Genomic DNA, 19,096 nt, shown 5'->3' with positions numbered 1-19,096 from the left:
GGCTTGAACGGAGAGGCTATGATTCGATGAAAAGGTCGCTTGCCCGGATACCGAACATCGCCTTGATCGTGCGGGCGAAATGCGCGCTGTCGCTGAACCCTGCCATGTGTGCGGCCTCGGTCGCGCTGCGGCGCATTCCCAATTCGTCGAAGGCGATAATCAACCTTCGCCAGAGCACAAAGCGCTGGAAGGGCATGCCGATCTCGGCGGCAAAGAGATGCCGGAAGCGGCCGAGCGAAAGGCGGCTCTCCTCCGCCACAGCCGCGAGACGGACAGAGCCCATGGGGATCAGGCGGTCAATCGAGGCGGCGGCGCGGGTGATGCGCGGATCGAGCGGGGGTCGGGCGCCTCGCGTGAGCCAGTTTTTCCAGAAGGACCGCTGTCCCGGCAGCGCGACATGAATCGGATCGGAGCAGATCAGCCGGTCTTTCAGATCTACCGGCGGACCGAAGACCACTGTCGGCTCGACGAACCATAATTCAGCCGTGGGCGCGGGGAGCAGCCGGTGCACGGTATCGGGTTCGATGAGCAAGCAACGCCCCGACAGGCGCGCGCCATCAGCATCGACCACGGTAAGCGGCTCGGCACAAAACACTGCCTGCGCCGCAAAATGGCGGTGCGCGGCGGCATCGCCAACCGAACCCGACCAGAGAGCATGATAGTCGCCGAGGCTAAGTCGGCCGTTCCAGTTGGACGTTTCGGGCATCGGGTCGCAATAGCAGGCCTAACTCGTGTGCGTAACGGGCGCCGGGTAAGCACTCTGGCTCGGAGGCTCTTTTCGGAAGCCGTCTTACGGCCAAGGAGGAGTGCGCCGACCCCGTGATGATTCCCCTCATCGACCGGGCGCTGTCTCGATGCGGCGATGTTGCCGACTGTTGTAACGATAGCCGATCCAGAGGATTGCAAGCGCGAGAAGCTGGAGCAACAACGGTTCGAGCGAAGGAAATATCCCCATCGCCGGGAAGCGGGGAAAATGAGCTAGCGGGGTGATGCCGAGGAGGCCGGCTTCCTGTAGCGCGCCCGCGCCCTTGCCGGCCAGGACAACCGCGAGGATAGCGATGAGCGAAGAGCTGTAAGCGAAAAATCTTCCGATCGGCAGGACCCGGCTGTAACGAAGCATGACCCATGCGATTGCTGCCAGGATCACCACTGCGGTTCCGGCTCCGGCGGCGATCGCGCTGCGGCTTCCTTGCGCGGCGAGAGCTGCGAAAAACAGGATGGTCTCAAAGACTTCCCGATAGACCACGAGGAAAGCGAGCCCGAACAGGAACCAGGCCGAGCGACGTGAAAGCGCTTTGCCCATCGCTTCGCGAATATAGCGCTGCCAGCTCTCCGCATGTGACTTTCCGTGCATCCAGATGCCGACCCAGACGAGAACGACTGCGGCGAAAAGCGAGCCAAATCCCTCTGTCAACTCGCGGTTCGCTCCGCTGATCGAGATTGCATAGGTCGCGACTGCCCAGGTTGCGCCGCCGGCTGCCAGGGCTGCGATCCAGCCGCCATGGACATAGGGTAGGACCTCAGGCCGTTCGGCCTTTCGTAAGAAAGCGATCATCGCCACGATGATCAGAAGCGCTTCGAGACCCTCGCGCAGCAAGATGGTAAGCGCCCCGACAAAGGTCGATGCGTCGCTGGCTGCATCGGGAGACAGTGCAGCTTCGGCATCGGCGAAAAGGGTTTCGACTGCGGCGGCTTTACCCGCGACCGCATCGACCGGCACACCTCGCGCGATGGACACGCGATAATCGGACATCGCGGATTCGATTTGCGCCATAAGGGCGGAATCGCGCGTCGTCAGGATCGGCTCAATCGGTTCGAAACCGTCGAGATAGGCGGACAGCGCGAGACGCTCTGCCTCGCTCCGATTTCCCTTGCGGTACGCGGCAAGGCTTTGCGCCAATTTGTCACGGGCAACCGCAAGCGTCGCGGGCGAAGCGGTTGTCAATGCTTGGGGATCTGAGCGCAAATAGGCGGTAAGCGCGTCGGCCTGCTCCGATCCCAGCCCACGACCAAGCACTTCCGGGCTGAGACTCGTGAAGGCTTGCAGGTCGGGGACCAGTTCGCGCGCCGCAGGGGTCTGGTTCCAGACACGCCGGCCGGCTGCGACGTCGCGAAAGGCAAATCCACCGGCATAGGCTGCTACCGCCCAGCGGTCGTCGGAGGGCAAATGGGCAAAACTGGGCATGGACGTGCCTTCGAGCCCCTGTCCTATCACCTGATAGAGCGCGAACAGACTGCGCTTGCGAGCGCGTCCGGCGTCGGTGAAATCGATAGGTGCCGGGTCGAGCCCCTTGGCCTGAGGTCCATTGCCATCGCCGCGCGCGCCGTGACAGCTGGCGCAATTTTCCAGATAGACTTGGGCTCCGCGCCGGGGATCTGGAGCGTTGCGCGGCGCGAGGGGCACAGGGTAGGCGGCGAGGAGGTCCGCCGCGAGTCCGCGCGCCTGGCCAGCCACCTTGCCGGGGTCCGCCTTCGATGCGATCGCCGTCTGGAGTTGTCCCGCTTCACTGACAAGGCGAGCCCGCGCCGGGGATACCGGAAGCGCTTCGATCCCCTTGCGAACGGTGGCGGAAAACTCGGTCATCTCGGCATATTCGACCGTGCTCGTCACCGCGCCATTCGAGACCGCTCCACCATAGTCGACCGCAACATAGTCCAGCAGGCGCCAGATGGTCTGGACTTCGCCGGCATCAGTGCGGGCCTGTGCCGTCGGCACGACGAGGCCGCAGATTGCAGCGAGCGCGATCAGCAGAGAGAGAAAGCGGCGGGCGGGGGGCATTGGCCCTATTGTCCGGGCACAGTCGACAGTTCGCGCAATTCGGTCCGCGCGCTGCGTAGAATCTCATAGGCCGAATGCAGGAAAAGCGTGGCAATGATGGCGGCGACTGCAAGGTCGGGCCAGGCTTGCCCGGTCCATGCGACGAGGCCGGCGGCGATGATCACCGCCACATTGGCGATCGCGTCGTTGCGGCTGAACAGCCACACCGCCCGGACATTGGCGTCGCCTTCGCGGAACCGCGAGAGGACCGCGGCCGAGGTGAGGTTGACGAGGAGGGCGGCGGCGCCGATGCCGCCCATCAGCTCGGCTTCGGGCGGAACCGCGGTCAGGGCACGCCACAGCGCGACGCCGATGACCCCTATGCCAAGCGACAGCAGGAACAGGCCTTGGGCTAAGGCGATACGCGTGCGGGCGAGCGCAGTCCAGCCTATCGCGACGAGGCCGGCCAACGTGATCGTGCCGTCGCCGATAAAGTCGAGCGAGTCGGCTTTCAGCGCCTGGCTGTTGGCGATGAACCCGCCGACGATCTCGATCGCGCCGAAGCCGAGATTGAGAATTACGACGATCCACAAGGCCCTTCGATAGGCGGGATCGCGTTCGGCCCTGACGGTGTCGCCCGTGCAGCCGCAATTGCTGTCGTTGCTCATTCCCCTGTTCTACATTCTACAGTAACTGTAGAAGCAAGCTGAAATCGAAACGAGACTGAGAGGAAGGGAGATGGCGCGCGACACGCGGCTGCCGATCGGCGGCCTGGCGAAACGCACCGGCACCAAGGTAAACACGATCCGCTTCTATGAGGATATCGGATTGCTGCCTTGCGCAGCGCGCACAGCCTCTGGCCGGCGCACCTACGGGGATGAGGATGTCGGGCGCCTCGCATTCATCCGCAATGCCCGCGGCCTCGGCTTTTCGATCGATGAAATCCGGTCGTTGACGGCGCTGGCCTTGGGGCCGGGGCAGGACTGCGCCGAAATCCGCGCAGTTGCGGCGCGTCACCTGCTCGATGTCGATGAAAAGCTGGAACGGATGGCGCGGCTCCGTGCTGAACTTGCCCGTATCGTCCAGCTCTGCGATGGCGGGCCGGTGTCGGATTGCCGGGTCATCGAGGCCATCGCCGCCGGAAATGCCTAGCCGCCGCGCTATCGGGACTGTCGGCGGCTTGCGGCTCAGCCGCAGCAACTGCCCTTGCCGCCGTCAACCTGTATTGGCGGGCAGGGTACCGTGCCATAGGAACAGAAGACACAGCAGTCTCCTGGCAGCGGCTTGAGCAGCGCGCCGCATCCCTTGCAGTCGTAGAAATACTGACACGCATCGGTGGGCATGATTTCGTCGGCGATTTGACCGCAGAGCGGACACGTCAGCGTCGATTGCAGGACCGGCGAGGGATCAAGCATAGCGATAGCCGAGCCAGAGGAGGACGGCGGCGAGGAGCAGTCCGATCAGGGTCACAAAGCGCAGCGACGCGGGCACGCACAGGCCATCGGCGCCGCAGCGCGCCGCGCGCATCTGCTGGCGCGCCAGCAGGACGCCACCGGCGACGAGCGAAATTGCGCCGAATGCGACGAACCAGAGCCGGTAGGGCGCGGCCGGGACCGCTATGCCGACGAGCCAGGCGGACCCGAGCCCCGCCGAGGCCAGCAGCATGGGGAGGGCGCAGCAGGTGGCTGCGAGAAAGCCCGATGCGATCCCGCCAAGCGCCAGCGAAATGGCCCCAAATCCTTTTGGACGCCTTGCATCTCCAGCCAAATTCAAACTCCTTGTTTCGCGGTAGCGGCAAGTCTACCATCTGTAGTGACTACAGATGCAAGCGGAATCGCAATGGCCCCCTCAAGCACCATCCCCATCGGCGAGCTTTCTCGGCTTACCGGCTGCAATATCGAGACGATCCGCTATTATGAGCGCATCGGCATTCTGCCCGCGCCGGTCCGGTACGGGCGATTTCGCCGTTATGATTCAGCTGGTGTGCGGCGCCTTGCATTTGTGCGCCGCGCGCGCGAACTGGGGTTTCCCCTCGATACGGTCCGGACTTTGCTCCTTCTTGCCGAAGGCGGCGGCCATAGCTGCGATCAGGCGCGCCATATGGCCGAGAGCCAGCTTGCCGACGTCCTCGCCAAGCGCGCCGACCTCGACCGGATGGCCGCTGTCTTGGGCGATCTTGTCGAGGCGTGCGGCGCCGGCGATGCCGGGGGCTGCCCGCTTCTGGAGGCGCTGTCCGACTAGGTTCGAGTACAGCCGTCTTCCGCCAGCGCCCCAAAGCAGCCATTGCGCGCGGCAACTAGGGCCACCGCGCGCAATGGCGGCGCGTTACGGCGCCTTGTCGAGCTTGGTGATCGTCCCGGCCTTGCCGTCCCAATTGAGCTCGAACGCGACCTTGTCGCCGACCTTGATGTCCTTCAGCAGCTCGGGTTTCGCCGCAAAACCCATCGTCATCGGCGGCCATTCGAGTTCGGCGATCGCGCCATGATCGAGCGTGACCTGGCCTTTTGCCGTATCGATCGCGGTCACGGTCGCCGTGCCCTTGCCATGCTTCGTTTCGGCCGGGGCCGCCATGGTCCCTGTGTCATCGGCCATCGCGGCCTTTTCTTCCGTCTTCGGTGCTTCGCCTTGCTTGCCGCAGGCGACAAGTCCAGCGCCGAGCGCAAGGCTGAGCGTAATCGCAGTGAGTTTATTCATGTCGTTTCTCCTTCGGGTTGGACGGGATGAGCCGCACGCCTTCGCATCAGCAGATAGGCGGCGGGAATGATAAGCATCGACAGCAGCGGCGCGGTGAGCATGCCGCCGATCATCGGCGCGGCGATGCGGCTCATCACTTCGGAGCCGGTGCCGGTCCCGACGAGGATCGGGAACAGGCCCGCGAGGATAACCGCAACGGTCATCGCCTTCGGGCGGACGCGGAGCAGCGCGCCTTCGCGAACCGCGGCCAATATGTGGCCGTCGCTGCGATCGGCGAGCGCATGCTTGAGATAGATGAGCATGACGACCCCGAACTCGGCGGCAACGCCCGCAAGCGCGATGAACCCGACCGCGCTCGCGACCGACTGGTTATAGCCAAGCAGATAGAGGAGCCAGAGCCCGCCGGTGAGCGCAAAGGGCAGGGTCGCCATGATGAGCAGCGCCTCGTCCCAGCGGCGGAAGGTCAGGTAGAGCAGCAGGAAGATGATCGCGAGCGTGACCGGCACGACGACCTTCATCCGCTCGGTCGCACGAACGAGGAACTCGAACTGCCCGGTGTAGGAAACGCTGACGCCGGGCGGCAGATCGACATCGCGCGCGATCGCCCGCTGGATGTCCTGCACGAGGCCCTGCAAATCGCGGCCGCGGCTGTCGACGTAGATCCAGGTCACCGGGCGGCCATTCTCGCTGCGCAGCATCGGCGGCCCGTCGCTGACCTTGACTCTGGCCACCGTGCCGAGCGTGATCTGCTGGCGCGACGGCGTCAGGACCGGAAGGCTCGCGAGCTCGCCGATACTGTCGCGCAGCTCGCGCGGGTAGCGGACGCTGATCGGATAGCGGGCGAGCCCCTCGACCGTCTGGCCGATCGTCTCGCCGCCGATCGCGCCCGAGACGATCGCTTGCACGTCGGCGACATTGAGGCCGTAGCGTGCTGCGGCGGCGCGATCGATGTCGACATCGATATAGCGCCCACCAGTCAGCCGCTCGGCCAGCGCCGACGCTACGCCGGGTACGGTCTTGACGACCGCTTCGATGCGCTTGGCGGTGCGATCGATCCCGGCAAGATCCGAGCCCGCGACCTTGATGCCGACCGGGCTCTTGATCCCGGTCGCAAGCATGTCGATGCGATTGCGGATCGGGGGAATCCAGAAATTGGCGAGCCCCGGAACCCGGACCCGCGCGTCGAGCTCCTCGATCAATTTCTCCTCGGTCATGCCGGGGCGCCAACGGTCCTTCGGCTTGAAGCGGATCGTCGTCTCGAACATCTCGAGCGGCGCGGGGTCGGTCGCGCTGTCGGCCCGCCCCGCCTTGCCGAACACGCTCTCGACCTCGGGCACGGTCTTGATCAGTCGGTCCGTCTGCTGGAGCAGGCTCGATGCCCTTGCGGCCGAGATGCCGGGTAGCGCCGAGGGCATGTAAAGGAGGTCGCCTTCGTGCATCTGCGGCATGAACTCGCCGCCGATCTGGGTCATCGGCCACAGGCTGGTGGCGAAGACGAGGCCGGCGATCACGAGCGCTTTTTTCGGCCGTTCGAGCACCCAGTCGAGTGCCGGGCGATAGATGCGGGTCAGCCAGCGGTTGACCGGATTACTCTGTTCGGCGGGTATCTTACCGCGGATCAGCCAGCCCATCAGCACCGGGATGAGCGTGATCGAGAGGATCGCGGCGGCCGCCATCGCATAGGTTTTGGTGAAGGCGAGCGGCGAGAAGAGCCGTCCCTCCTGGCCTTCGAGCGTGAAGATGGGGAGGAAGGAGAAGGTGATGATGAGGAGGCTGAGGAAGAGGGCGGGCCCAACCTCGGCGGCGGCGTCGGTGATGACGCGCCAGCGTTCGGCGCCTTTCAGTTCCTCGCCCGGATGATCGCGCTCCCAATGTTCGAGATGCTTATGGGCATTTTCGATCATCACCACCGCAGCGTCGACCATCGCACCGACCGCGATGGCGATGCCGCCGAGCGACAATATATTGGCGTTGAGTCCCTGCAGCCGCATCACGATGAAGGCGATGAGGATGCCGAGCGGCAGCGTCAGGATCGCGACCAGTGCCGAGCGCGCGTGCCAGAGGAAGAGCGCGCAGACGAGCCCGACGATGATGAACTCTTCGACGAGCTTCGAGGTAAGATTGTCGACCGCGCGGTCGATCAACCCCGAGCGGTCATAAGTGGTGATGATCTCGACCCCGGGCGGCAGGCTGCGCTTGAGCTCGGCGAGCTTGGTGCGCACGCCGTCGATGACTTCGCGGGCATTCTTGCCCTCGCGCATGACGATCACGCCGCCCGCGACTTCGCCCTCGCCGTTGAGTTCGGCGATGCCCCGCCTTGTGTCGGGACCGATCTGCACCGTCGCGACATCGCCGACCGTTACCGGGAGTCCGCCCGCGGCGGTGCGGATCGGGACGGCGCGGAAGTCGTCGAGCGACTCCAGATAGCCGCTCGCGCGGACGATATATTCAGCCTCAGCGAGTTCTAGGGAGCCGCCGCCGCTTTCCTGGTTGGCGCGCTTGAGGGCGTCGGCGACGTCGGTTGCAGTCACCCCGAACGCGGCGAGCTTCTGCGGATCGACGATGATCTGATACTGGCGCACCATGCCGCCGATGCTCGCGACCTCGGCGACGCCGGGAACCGATTTAAGCTCGAAGCGGAGGAACCAGTCCTGAAGACTGCGGAGTTCGGCAAGATCGTGGCGGCCGCTTTTGTCGACGAGCGCATATTCATAGATCCAGCCAACCCCGGTCGCGTCGGGACCGATGCTCGCGCGCGCGCCCTCGGGGAGACGGCTTTGCACCTGGCTCAGATATTCGAGCACGCGGCTGCGCGCCCAATAGGGATCGGTGCCGTCGTCGAACAGGACATAGACGAAGCTGTCGCCGACGAAGCTGTAGCCGCGCACCACGCGCGCGCCCGGCACCGAGAGCATCGTCGTCGTGATCGGATAGGTGACCTGGTCCTCGACGATCCGCGGTGCCTGTCCCGCATAGCTGGTGCGGACGATGACCTGGACGTCCGACAGGTCGGGCAGGGCGTCGACCGGAGTCGTGCGCACCGCGGCGATCCCGAGCAAGGTCAGGATCAGCGCCGAAGCGACGACAAGCCCGCGCGCCGCGACCGAGGCGCGAATAATGCGTGCGATCATTGCGCTGGCTCCAGCGGACGAACCGTGAGACCGGTCAGGCTCGCCTCGGAATCGAGCAGGAACTGGCCCGACGCGACGACCTTCTCGCCGGGGGCGAGCCCTCGCAATATCTCGGTCTTGCCGCCGCCTTCGCGTCCGGCGACCACTTCGGCGGGATGGTAGCGTCCGTCGCCCTTCTCGAGCATCACGATGCTGCGCGTGCCGGTGCGGATCACCGCTTCGCTTGGCACCAGCAGCGTTGGCTTGGCGTCCCCGCCGAGCGCGACGACGGCGAACATGCCGGGGCGTAGGCGACCGCCGCGGTTGGCGAGCTCGATGCGCACTGTCAGCGTCCGGCTGTCCGCCGCTGCGGTCGGCAGGATCGCGACGACCCGCCCGGTAAAAGCCTCGCCGGGAAAGGCGGTGAGGTTCGCGGTGGCAGGTTGGCCGATCTTCACCAGTCCGGCCTGCGCTTCGGGGAGCGCGGCATTGAGCCACACCGTTCCAAGTCCCGAGATTTCGGCAAGTGTCTGCCCCGAGGCGAGAGTCACGCCTGCACGGGCATTGAGCGTCTGGACCACGCCGCCGATCGGCGCGCGCACCGTCAGTCTGCCGCCGGTCCGTCCGCTCCGGTCGACCTCGGCGATCACGCCTTCGGGCATGCCCATCAGCCGCAGCCGCTGCCGCGCGGCCGCCGTGAGTTCAGGTTTGCCGAGCTTCTTGACGCTCAGATATTCGCTCTGGGCGCTGCCCCATTCAGGCAATTGCAATTCGGCGATCGGCGCACCGGCGCCGATGACATCGCCAGGCGCGAGGCGATAGACGCGTTCGACGAAGCCGCCCGAGCGCGCCTGGACGATCGCGACATCGCGCTGGTTGAAATCGATACTGCCGTTGACGTCGAAGGTTGCGGCAAGGCTCCCCATTTCGGCCGCGACCACTCTTATGCCGAGGCTCTGACGCGCCGACGGGTCAATCGACACGCCGGGCGCCGCGCCGCCACCCTCGTCGGCATATTTGGGCTCGAGCTGCATGTCCATGAAGGGCGACTTGCCGGGCTTGTCGAACTTCTGGTTCGGGAACATCGGATCATAATAGTAGAGGATCTTGCGCCCGCCGCTTGCCGTCTCGGTTGGTGCATCGCTCTTGCCGCTCTGTCCCAACCAATAACCGCCGCCGCCCGCGATCAGCACCGTGGCCAGGATTGCGACGCGCCAGCGCGCCGCTGATGTTGCATCGGTCATCGACCTGCCTCCCCATAAATATAATTGATCCGGATCGCGTCGCGCGCGACCTCGGCTTCGCGCGCCAGCGCATCGACTTCGGCCTCGGCAAGCGCGAGAGTCGACAGGAGCGCGGTCCCGAGGTCGAGCTTTCCGGCGGCGTAGCTTGCAAGATCGAGCTCGGCGCGCTTCTTCGCGAGCGGCACGAGCCGCGTACGTGCATTGGCGAGCTGCTCATGATGCATGCGGTGATCGGCGAGATCGGCGTCGAGCGCTGCCGCGATGTCGCGCTTGGCAGCCTCGCGGTCGAGCCGGGCGCGCATCGCCTCGCTGGCGCGCGCGGCGATCTTGGGGTCCTGCCGCTTTTTCGAGAAGAAGGGCAGGTCGACGGTGACCCCGACCGTGACGAGATCACCGTAATTGGGCTCGCGGCGCCCATAGGCCGCGTTGACGCTCCAGTCGGGTCGCTTGTCGGCGCGTGCGAGACCGGTCTCGGCGTCGGCGGCGAGGGCGCGGGCATCGAGTGCTCTGAGCTTTGGCAGGGCGTCGATGCCGGCGCGCAATCCTTGTTCGTCGATCGACTGCGGCGGCAAGTCGCCGAGCGTGTCGGCGGCGGGGTCGCCGGTGAAGCGGGCGAGCTGCGCGCGGGCGCGGGCGATCTCGGCGGCGAGCGCGCTGCGGCGATCGTTGATCGCGGCGCGAAGCTGATCGGGTTCGAGCGCCTGCGCCGGGCGCGCCGCACCGCTGGCAAGCCGCGCCGTCACGGTCGATTGAAGGTCCTCGAGGCCGCTATCGAGCAGGTCGAGTTCCTTCAGCTCCTTCTTGGCATAATAGAGATCGACCCAGGCGAGCGCGGTCGCGAGCCTGATGTCCTGCGCGGTGACCGCTTCGTCGGCGCGGGCGATTCCAATGTCGGCCTGCGCGCGGGTCGCGCGCGCGCGGCGTTTGGCGGGGTTCGGAAAATCCTGGCTGACGCCGATGACCTGCATCGTGAAATCGTCGCGATTGAACCGGCCCGCGTCGGGTCCGGTCACCGGGAAATCCTGGAGGACGATATTGAGTTTCGGGTCGGGCAGCCGGTCGGCGGCGATCGCCGCCGATTGGGCGGCGTCGACGCCCGCTTCGCGGCTTTGCAGTTCGGGTGCCTCCGATGCTGCTCGGCTGAGCGCCGAATCGAGCGTCATCGGCTCGGCGTGAAGAGCCGAGGGCAGCGCAAGCAAGGCTGCCGTAAAATATGGGCGCATGATGTCCCCCTGCTGTGGACTGGGCGAAAGCCTCCCCGGCGTCTGTACGCCGGGGAAGAAAGACCGTTACCCTTGCGGGGGCATCCTTTGGTCGCCGGACATATTCTTCATGCAGTCCGCCGGACTCACCTTCATCATGTCGCAGTCGCAATGCGCCATCTGTCCCGGCTTGTCCTTGACCCAGACGCGGACTCGCGAGGTGGTATTGGACTTGTTCGGCCCTGGCACCTGGCGGGTCTGCCATTCATGATGGCCGCCGGACGGTTCTTGGGCGAGGACGGGAGCGGCAAGCGTTGCTGCCGCGAGCGCGGCAACGGCAAAAAACGGTTTCATGTTGAATTCCTTGATTGAAAAGCGTGAAACCGCGCGCCGGGACGAGCCGGTGCGCGTCGGCAATTCAGGCAAGAAATAGGGGCGGGTCGGGTTCGGGGCCGAATGTTCTTCCGGCGAGGCGCCGGACAGGAAGCGGATCGAAAGAGCCGGCGACAAATGTCTTTTCGGCAAGGGGGGTAGCCGGAGAGACGACGGCGGGCGGTAGCGCGCAGCCCATCTTGGCGATGCAGTCGAGCGTGAGGCCCTTGCACGGAGCGCTCTTCTGGGATTTCTTAATCCCCATCATCTCCGCGCATTCGTCGCTCATCGCCGCCGCGAACGCCGTCTCGGCCGACGGGAGCGCGGGCGCCGAGGCGAATGCGGTCTCCTGCGCCAGAAGGCCGAGTAAGGCTCCGACAAGAAGTAGAAAGGTGAGCCAGCGTTTCACGGTCGAAGCATGATCCTTGTCAAACTTGGCGTCAATCTAAACCGGGGTGGAGATCCCGCTCACTTGTTCGCCGACTGTCCCGTCGTGGTTACGCCGGACCCGTTAAGAATGGCCCATTGTCATGGCGGCGGGCGCGACCAGCATCCACAGCGCCATGGCGATCATCATCAGATTTTCGGTCAGTGAGATGAAACCCAGCGGCACATTGCTGTCGCCGCCGACGCAGGCGCATTTGAGTTCGCGCTTGTCGATATACACCGCCTTGAACACCGACACGGCGCCGATGATCCCGATGAACAGCGCCACCGGAATCGATATCCAGTTCAGCGCGCCAGAAATCATCAGGATGCCGGCAAGACCCTCCGCAAAGGGATAGATGGTAGCATAGGGTACCCAGCGTTTGGCGAGCAAGTCATAGTTCAGGAACATGCTCGAGAAGCTCTCGATGTCGCGGAGCTTGAGGAAGGCAAGCAACGCCATGCTGAACCCGATAAACCATTCGGCGGCACGGATTGTGAAGGGCGTGCCCGACACCGCTTGGCTGGCGGCCAGCGCCATCAGCGCGGTGATAGAGAAGAGCGCGATGACGGGCTTATAGGTAAGCGCCTTAGGATCGCGGACTTTCAGACCGAGATGGCGCCTCAGATCGTCAAGACCGCCGATCCGCTCGCCTTCGATGAAGGTCTGCGGCGTCGTCGCGACGCCATGTTTCGCCTTGAATGCGTCGGTTTCCTCGCGGGTCGTCAGCCAGACATCCTCGACGTCATAGCCGCGGCTGCGCAACAGATGCAGCGCCTTCAGGCCATAGGGGCAGATATGCTGCTCCATCACCATGCGATAGATGGCCGCCCGCGGCTTGCCCGAAACCGCCGCACCAGTGTGCGCTGGCGCGCTTTCGTTCGCGCGCTGAACCTGCATATTCATCGATTCGCCTTTCTTGATTCCCGATCGCTTCCCGCTATATAGGCTCCGTACCATAGTACGGAGTCAAGGCCTTGCGTGACATGACCATCGGCCAGCTTGCCCGGCAGGGCGGCGTCAATGTCGAGACGATCCGCTATTACCAACGCCGCGGCCTGTTGCCCGTTCCGCCTCAGTCGGCCAGCGCCCCGTCGGAAGGCCGAGTCCGGCGTTACGACGAGGCGGTTCTGCGCCGTCTGCGCTTCATCAAATCGGCACAAGCAGCGGGATTTACGCTCACCGAGATCGCCGAACTGCTCGAACTCGACGCGTCGAGCGATCGCGCGCGAGCGCGCGAACTGGCCGATGCGCGCATCGCGGCGATCGAAAAGACGATCGCCGAACTCGATGCGGCGCGGCGCGCGCTCATGGGCCTGTCGCGCCAATGCGCTGCCGCCGACACGCTCCACTGCCCGATCATAGCGGCGTTCGAGCAGGTCTAGCCCGACTGGCCTTGGCGGCGGATGGTGCTGACGGCCGGTCTCACCTCCCAACTGGTGTCAATCGGTCGCAAATGGTTCCAGCATCCCGGCTACAAGCGATGGGATGGTAATTCCGGCTGCGACATCGAGCAGAAGGCTAGCGCGGATCGCAGCCGCAGGTCTCGCCGCTGCCGCGTCCGGAGTTGCGACGGCCGTCCGAAGTGCCTGGGTCAGGCGCCATCGAATCTCCGCGGCTAGGACCGGCATCAGAGCGAACAAATAGGCTTCCACGGGGAAGACCTGACCATAGGGTCAAGCGAGCGATTGCGTCACGTGCACGGCGCCGACCAAGGCTCCGACGAGGGGCAGAAGCGAAAAGCGCCGCTTCTGGATGAAGGCAGGAGCCTTTGGGCGTTCCGGATCAACTTCATCCTGGCGATCTGAACAAATCGGGGAGCCCAATTCCAATGGTTTTACGTCGCCCGAACCATTTTTGAGGGATGAGTCGTTCTGGTGCGTAATCAATGTCAGTAGGGGATGTTGGGTGCTTGAACTCGGAAGCCGTAAGCAGCGGTTTCCGGGCATGCATGTTTTTGTCCTCGACTTCCCCGAAACTCATTTGGGCTGCGCGAAAGGGCAGTTCTTCGAAACAGGGGAAGCATAATGAACAAATTATACTGTTATTCGTCGACGAAGCGCGCAATGCAGCGAAGCTCGATGGCGGCGATTGCGGTGGCGGTCGCGTTTCCCGCGCAGGCTCAGGAAGCCCAGTCGGACGGCCTCGCCGAGATCATCGTAACGGCGGAGAAGCGCGAGGAAAATCTGCAGTCCGTTCCCGTCTCGGTGACAGCGATGACCGGCGAGGCGCTTACGGCAACGGGCATATCAAACGTCGAAGACCTCCAATTTTTTGTGCCGGGCGTGTCGATCACCAACGATTCCATGGCGATCATCAATATTCGTGGAATTGGCACCTCGGCGTTCGGCGTTGCGACCGACCCCAGCACGACAGTCCATTATGACGGCGTCTACATCTCGCGCCCGACCACAAGCTATCAGGATTTGTTCGACGTCGAACGCATCGAGGTGCTGCGCGGACCGCAAGGCGTTCTCTTCGGTCGCAACTCCGCCGGCGGCACACTCAACATCATTTCCAAAATGCCTACGGAGGATTTGACTGGCGCGCTGGGGCTCACCGTCGGAAATTACGAGAAGCGCTCGCTGAGCGGCACGATTTCTGGACCGCTTGGAGCGGGCGTCCGAGGCCGCCTCACCTTGCTTGCCAACCAGCGCGACGGCATCTACCGCGACGTCGTCTCGGGACGGCGATACCAAAACGAAGATAATCTCGCTGGACGACTGACGCTTGCGATTGACGCGAGCGACCGTCTTGAGATCGTGTTGCGGGCGGATGCCAGCCGTGATCGCGAGACCGGCGCGCGGTCTGTTCGGCCCTTTTATCCGCAAGGCTTCGTCGATGCGGGGGCGACGATCCCGGCCAATGACAAAGAGGCCGCACTCGACCGCCTGCCGCGTTACGATGTCGATGCCTGGGGCGTGTCCTCGACCATGAACTGGGACGGCGGCCCGGTCACGCTCCGCTCGATTACGGCGCTGCGCAAGAGCAAGGTCGTCCAGGCGCTCGACGTTGACTCGACTGACCTCTTCCTCCGCGATATCGAATTTTACGAACGTTCCCGCAGTTTCACGCAAGAGTTCCAACTTCTCAACAACGATGCGGACAAGCTGCGCTGGATCGTCGGAGCATTCTATCTGAATGAAAAGGGCAACGACGAAATACGGATCATCGAACCGGGTCGTCGGCTCGCGATCCCGGAAAACAATACGACGAATGCATTCGCGCTCTTCGGACAAACAAGCTACGAACTCATCGACCGCCTGCGATTGACCGGAGGGCTTCGATACTCATACGAAAAAAAGGATTTCGGATATCGTGTCCTGCTGAACGGAAATCAGGTCGATGCCGGTCAGCCCAAATCATCCTGGACCGCCTGGACTCCGAAAATTGGGATCGATTACGACCTTGCCGATGACGTCATGGCTTATGCGTCGGCAACCCGCGGGTTCAAATCGGGTGGATTCCAGCTGGGAGACGGGCGGCCTTTCCTCCCGGAGTATGTCTGGAGCTACGAAGTCGGCCTGAAGTCGACGCTCCTCGATCGCCGGCTTCGAGCTAATTTTTCCGCCTTCTATTATGATTACACCAATCTTCAGGTGGTCGAGTATAATAATGGCGTTGCCAGTACCACCAACGCCGGCAAGGCGACGATCAAGGGCGTTGAAGCGGAACTGATGGCACGGCCGTTCGATCGCCTGACGCTTACATCCACGATCGCTTATCTCGATGCGCGCTACGATGTCTATTTTGACGACGTCGGCGCAAGCCTCAAGGGCAAGCGGCTGCCGAACGCGCCGAAGTGGAACATCACTTTCGGCGGAGAATATAAGGCCTCCCTGGGCGGCGGAATGCTGACATTACGGACCGATATCTCCTGGCGCGACAGCGTCTTTTTCAAGCCCAGCAACAATCCGCTTTTTTCCGGAAACGCCACGACCCTTATAAATGGGCGTGTCACATGGCAGCCGGCGAGCGAAGCGTGGGAAATTGCGCTTTATGGCCGAAATCTCACCAACGAGCGCTATGTGAGCTATAGTACGATCGGGACGGACGCGACGGGTGTCTCGAACCCTACTCTTCCGCTCTACATCTACGGCGAGCCGCGCCAGTATGGACTGCAGCTGCGCTACTTTTTCTGAGGTTCCTCGTCCTGCGAGGTCCCCCGGCGACTCCCCTACGGTCGTCGGTCCCCCTGGGCGCTTGCGCCCGGGGGGAATACTTCCTCTGAACGCAGGACATGATATGTCCCTGTTCTCACCGGCGCCGTTACTTGAACGGCCCTGCTGATGGCACGATGAGCCGGGCAGTAAGATGGCACGAACAGATACGGGCTAGTCCCATCCTGAACGTCGGTAGCGCGCGCGATTTCGATGCCCGGCTTTCCCTGTGACGCCGCGAGGATGCAAAGACCAACTGCTTTCGGAGGCCTACGCGTCGTCGGCTGCCTCACGGCAATGGATGGGAGATCGCCTTGATCGCCTTCAGGCCCGTACCGAAGCGGGCAATGGCGACCCTGTTCTGTTCGAGCTCGGCGTAGGGCAGGTAGGAAATGTCGAGATCACCGATCCGGCTGAAAGCCGGGCGTCGGAGCTGAGCGCGGACATCGGCTTCTCGCGCATCGGGTGCAACCAGGAAAAGTGGCGTCGACAAATGAAGATTCTCGCTGCTCAGCGCGAGATCAAGCATGCGGACAATTCCGGAATAAATGGATGTCGAATGCTCCACTTCGAATGCCGCCGCGACCGTAGCCGTCGATTGCTCGAGCCATAAGATGTCGATCAGTCTTATGGCATCGCTTCCTTGAGCGGTTGCGATGGCATGCGGCAAGCTATCGAGGCATCGAGACCCGAGCGGCACACCCTCATGAAGGCGCCCCCGGTCATTTGCCGCTACCCAGACGTCATATCCAAGTGCAAGCCCGAGGTCCCGAAGCCAGGATTGGACTTCGCTATGCGTCCGGTCGGTCTCTTTCTGATTTGCAAGCCCCTTATCGAACTTGTCGGACTGTGAGCGCGTTTCATTCAGCAAGGCCATCCAATCGCGCGCATTTTCGCTCGAACCGCTGAGCGGTGGGGCTGGAAACCGTCCCGATCCGATATCGAACAGCAGCCCTCCTATCGCCCCCAAATCGTTGGAAAGAAGATCCCGGTAGCGATCGTTGAGATCCAGAATGCCCGCGCGCATCGCGAGAAAATGCTCCCAACTGCCAAGCTTCACATTCGCACCCGTTAGCGCGTTGTAGCCCTTTACGATTGCCGTATTGAACGGAGGCACAAGAGTGGGATGCAGAAAATAGAGAATGTTGGCCACCGCAGGACCCAACCCCTTGATCTTCTGTCTATCGATTGCGAGGATCCCGGCGACGACCTCCTCGGCGGTATCGCAACAGGAGCAATGGTGAAGAAGTCTGCCAAAAGCTCGTTGATTGTCGGCGTTCTCGTAGATGTCCGGGATTCGGAGTTTGGGCTTCCACAAGAAAGCATGATCCGCACCTTTGAAAATCTGTCGTTGCTCGGCGATTGAATGAACAATGATCTCCAATGACGAGCCCCGATATGCCGCTCCGAAGGTGCCGGCCTCAATTTCGGCGACGACCTGCGAGATGCCTCTTCTGATCGACCGAAAATTCTTCAGTCGCTCCTCCCACAGGAACCAGCTTTGATAGGTCGAGCCGGAATCGCCGCGCCAGCGCTCGATCAGTTCGCGAACAAGGTCGCGCTTCATGTTTATAGCCCCCGCTTGATCCATTCCGAATTGCTGTTTTCCACCTGCGGCTTGCCGGCCAAGACAGTTCGCTCGATTCGGCCCTTAGCGAAAGGCGAAACCTTCCGTCCCACCGGCAAGGTGGGCGGGAATGGAAGGTCGAAACGAGCCCGTTCACGCCCGGCGCTGCATAATTGTCGACGACCTCAGTGCCCTGCGTGTTCGCCCGCTCCGCTTGGTTTCTGACTCGCGCCTTCCGCCTCTGTCATGCCCTTCATCATCGCGTCATGGTCCATTGGCGCATTCTGCGTAATAGCCTGATATTGTGCCGGCGACAGGCCAGGGAGTTTTCGGACAAACGCGACCATATCCCAGATGAGACGATCATCATGCGTTTTCCCCCAGGCCGGCATGGCGGTCATCTTGATGCCATGCTTGATGATCCAGAATTGCTCCGCAGCCGAACGTTCCGAACCTTTGAACAAGACGGGCGCTTGCGGATACAGCCCTTGACTCATTTCGGTCTTTTCCATCCCGGGCGCGAGATGGCAGCCGCTGCACATCTCGGTATAGAGACCTGCGCCCGACGCGATCCGCGCCGGAGCCGCCAAATCTGCCGGCACCGCGATCGATCCGGATCGCGCTGCGATGGACTTCTCCCTGAATGTTTCGATGACGCTGTAAGTCAGCCGGTTATGGGGGGCATCGGCCGCTATATTATATAGGCCGAGATAGACGGTGATCGCACCCGCGCCCGCTATCAGGGCCACCGCCAGCAGCGTGAACGTCACGCTCGGCATATGCTTTCGGAAATCGAAAGTTCGAAATCGCTCCATTATCTATCTCCCGCATAACAGGCCTTGAGCTTTGCAGCCGAACGCAATGCGGCGGCTGTTCAACAGATGATACGCACCCCAACAGCTTTGCCCTTGTCACAGACGAGGCAGGCGTTTCCGTACTTGCCGCGACGAGCCATTTCAGGGTGCCCACACCCGCTCGGGCTCATGCGTCCTGCTAGGTGTGGGTTCGGAGAGATCGTGAGGACTAGCCCCTTTTTTGCCCGCTCAGCTGCCACCCGCCGGTCGCACCTTCGGCTTGCGTGAGGAGCTGTGGAGATTGAAGATCTGCCACTTTCCGTTGTCCTGTTTGAGGACACTCGTAGCGACGCCATCCCGTTCGATGGTCTCGCCGCTCGCGAGCACAATCGAGAAGCTGTAGGTCTCGGTTGCGATCGCGATATTTCCTTCGCCGCGAACCGAAATCTTGTAATTGCGGAAGGTGAAGGATTTGAATTCCTTGAGTTCGGGACCCAGGTGATGGTCGCGATAGTGGGCGAAATTCCCTTCAACGCCGCCGGATTCGAATATCTGGGCGTCTGGCGAAAAGAGGGCCTCGACGCCGGTCAGGTCCAGTTTCTCCATCGCCGATTTATACTGCGCGAGCGCTGCCGCCGCGCCCTGAAAATCCGCAGGCTCGGTCGCCTGAGCCGGGACGGCCACCAGCATGGCCAATGCGATTGCTGTAATCGTCAGTCGTCTCATATCATTTCCCCTTGTTGTGCCGACACTTCACGAGTGCCTCCC

Annotated in this window: 19 protein-coding genes; 4 read left to right on the top strand and 15 right to left on the bottom strand. The window is 63.0% G+C overall.

What is annotated here, in order from left to right:
* Positions 1–16: 16 nt before the first annotated feature.
* The 3 genes from L0963_RS09445 to L0963_RS09435 all read right to left on the bottom strand — a co-directional run bounded on the left by L0963_RS09445 (position 17) and on the right by L0963_RS09435 (position 3,426).
* Positions 17–706, bottom strand: a complete 690-nt coding sequence (locus L0963_RS09445) for a helix-turn-helix transcriptional regulator (RefSeq protein ID WP_003046466.1) — start codon at positions 704–706, stop codon at positions 17–19.
* A gap of 126 nt (positions 707–832) precedes the next feature.
* Positions 833–2,779 (bottom strand): cytochrome c/FTR1 family iron permease, encoded by a 1,947-nt coding sequence (locus L0963_RS09440; protein WP_003046463.1) that lies wholly within the window; start codon positions 2,777–2,779, stop codon positions 833–835.
* Between the two features lie 5 nt (positions 2,780–2,784).
* Entirely contained in the window at positions 2,785–3,426 is a 642-nt protein-coding gene (locus L0963_RS09435; protein ID WP_037553278.1) for a cation transporter, read from the bottom strand.
* 70 nt (positions 3,427–3,496) lie between these two features.
* Between L0963_RS09435 and L0963_RS09430 the strand changes: the two genes are divergently transcribed.
* On the top strand, positions 3,497–3,910 hold the full coding sequence (locus L0963_RS09430) for a MerR family transcriptional regulator (RefSeq protein WP_003046458.1): 414 nt from the start codon (positions 3,497–3,499) through the stop codon (positions 3,908–3,910).
* A gap of 35 nt (positions 3,911–3,945) precedes the next feature.
* Here L0963_RS09430 and L0963_RS09425 read toward each other — a convergent pair whose 3' ends face one another.
* Complete coding sequence (locus L0963_RS09425; RefSeq protein WP_081611194.1) at positions 3,946–4,173, bottom strand: GDCCVxC domain-containing (seleno)protein; 228 nt, start codon at positions 4,171–4,173, stop codon at positions 3,946–3,948.
* A complete protein-coding gene (locus L0963_RS09420; protein ID WP_003046455.1) occupies positions 4,166–4,423 on the bottom strand; it encodes a hypothetical protein in 258 nt (85 codons plus the stop codon). Before L0963_RS09420 ends, L0963_RS09425 begins: the two co-directional genes overlap by 8 nt.
* Before the next feature lie 174 nt (positions 4,424–4,597).
* On the opposite strand from L0963_RS09420, the gene L0963_RS09415 reads away from it, so the two are divergent.
* Positions 4,598–4,999 carry a MerR family transcriptional regulator gene (locus tag L0963_RS09415; RefSeq protein WP_003046453.1) on the top strand — a complete coding sequence of 134 codons (402 nt, stop codon included), beginning with the start codon at positions 4,598–4,600 and terminating at the stop codon, positions 4,997–4,999.
* A gap of 84 nt (positions 5,000–5,083) precedes the next feature.
* Here the strand turns inward: L0963_RS09415 and L0963_RS09410 are convergent, their stop codons facing one another.
* The 7 genes from L0963_RS09410 to L0963_RS09380 all read right to left on the bottom strand — a co-directional run bounded on the left by L0963_RS09410 (position 5,084) and on the right by L0963_RS09380 (position 12,713).
* Entirely contained in the window at positions 5,084–5,452 is a 369-nt protein-coding gene (locus L0963_RS09410) for a copper-binding protein (protein ID WP_003046451.1), read from the bottom strand.
* Positions 5,449–8,583 (bottom strand): efflux RND transporter permease subunit, encoded by a 3,135-nt coding sequence (locus L0963_RS09405; RefSeq protein WP_037553279.1) that lies wholly within the window; start codon positions 8,581–8,583, stop codon positions 5,449–5,451. The genes L0963_RS09410 and L0963_RS09405 overlap by 4 nt, the downstream gene beginning before the upstream one ends.
* Positions 8,580–9,806, bottom strand: a complete 1,227-nt coding sequence (locus L0963_RS09400; protein WP_234179284.1) for an efflux RND transporter periplasmic adaptor subunit — start codon at positions 9,804–9,806, stop codon at positions 8,580–8,582. Before L0963_RS09400 ends, L0963_RS09405 begins: the two co-directional genes overlap by 4 nt.
* Positions 9,803–11,029, bottom strand: coding sequence for a TolC family protein (locus L0963_RS09395; protein WP_003046442.1), 1,227 nt, complete (start codon positions 11,027–11,029; stop codon positions 9,803–9,805). The genes L0963_RS09400 and L0963_RS09395 overlap by 4 nt, the downstream gene beginning before the upstream one ends.
* A gap of 66 nt (positions 11,030–11,095) precedes the next feature.
* Positions 11,096–11,362, bottom strand: coding sequence for a hypothetical protein (locus L0963_RS09390; RefSeq protein ID WP_003046439.1), 267 nt, complete (start codon positions 11,360–11,362; stop codon positions 11,096–11,098).
* Between the two features lie 64 nt (positions 11,363–11,426).
* A complete protein-coding gene (locus L0963_RS09385; RefSeq protein ID WP_003046437.1) occupies positions 11,427–11,789 on the bottom strand; it encodes a hypothetical protein in 363 nt (120 codons plus the stop codon).
* A gap of 102 nt (positions 11,790–11,891) precedes the next feature.
* Positions 11,892–12,713: a MauE/DoxX family redox-associated membrane protein gene (locus tag L0963_RS09380; protein WP_326490185.1), complete on the bottom strand. Its 822-nt coding sequence runs from the start codon at positions 12,711–12,713 to the stop codon at positions 11,892–11,894.
* An 80-nt stretch (positions 12,714–12,793) separates the two neighbouring features.
* Here L0963_RS09380 and L0963_RS09375 point away from each other — a divergent pair, with 80 nt between their 5' ends.
* Complete coding sequence (locus tag L0963_RS09375; protein ID WP_003046425.1) at positions 12,794–13,192, top strand: MerR family transcriptional regulator; 399 nt, start codon at positions 12,794–12,796, stop codon at positions 13,190–13,192.
* A gap of 642 nt (positions 13,193–13,834) precedes the next feature.
* On the top strand, positions 13,835–15,949 hold the full coding sequence (locus tag L0963_RS09370) for a TonB-dependent receptor (RefSeq protein ID WP_234179283.1): 2,115 nt from the start codon (positions 13,835–13,837) through the stop codon (positions 15,947–15,949).
* A 307-nt stretch (positions 15,950–16,256) separates the two neighbouring features.
* Here L0963_RS09370 and L0963_RS09365 read toward each other — a convergent pair whose 3' ends face one another.
* The 3 genes from L0963_RS09365 to L0963_RS09355 all read right to left on the bottom strand — a co-directional run bounded on the left by L0963_RS09365 (position 16,257) and on the right by L0963_RS09355 (position 19,054).
* Positions 16,257–17,534, bottom strand: a complete 1,278-nt coding sequence (locus tag L0963_RS09365; RefSeq protein ID WP_037553287.1) for a hypothetical protein — start codon at positions 17,532–17,534, stop codon at positions 16,257–16,259.
* Between the two features lie 185 nt (positions 17,535–17,719).
* Positions 17,720–18,313, bottom strand: coding sequence for a c-type cytochrome (locus L0963_RS09360; RefSeq protein ID WP_223181176.1), 594 nt, complete (start codon positions 18,311–18,313; stop codon positions 17,720–17,722).
* 264 nt (positions 18,314–18,577) lie between these two features.
* Entirely contained in the window at positions 18,578–19,054 is a 477-nt protein-coding gene (locus L0963_RS09355) for a YybH family protein (protein WP_037553291.1), read from the bottom strand.
* Positions 19,055–19,096 lie beyond the last annotated feature (42 nt).

Origin of the sequence: Sphingopyxis sp. NFH-91, assembly GCF_021401285.1 — a bacterium.
Lineage (GTDB): Bacteria > Pseudomonadota > Alphaproteobacteria > Sphingomonadales > Sphingomonadaceae > Sphingopyxis > Sphingopyxis terrae_A.
This window is presented reverse-complemented; position numbering and strand designations above follow the sequence as displayed.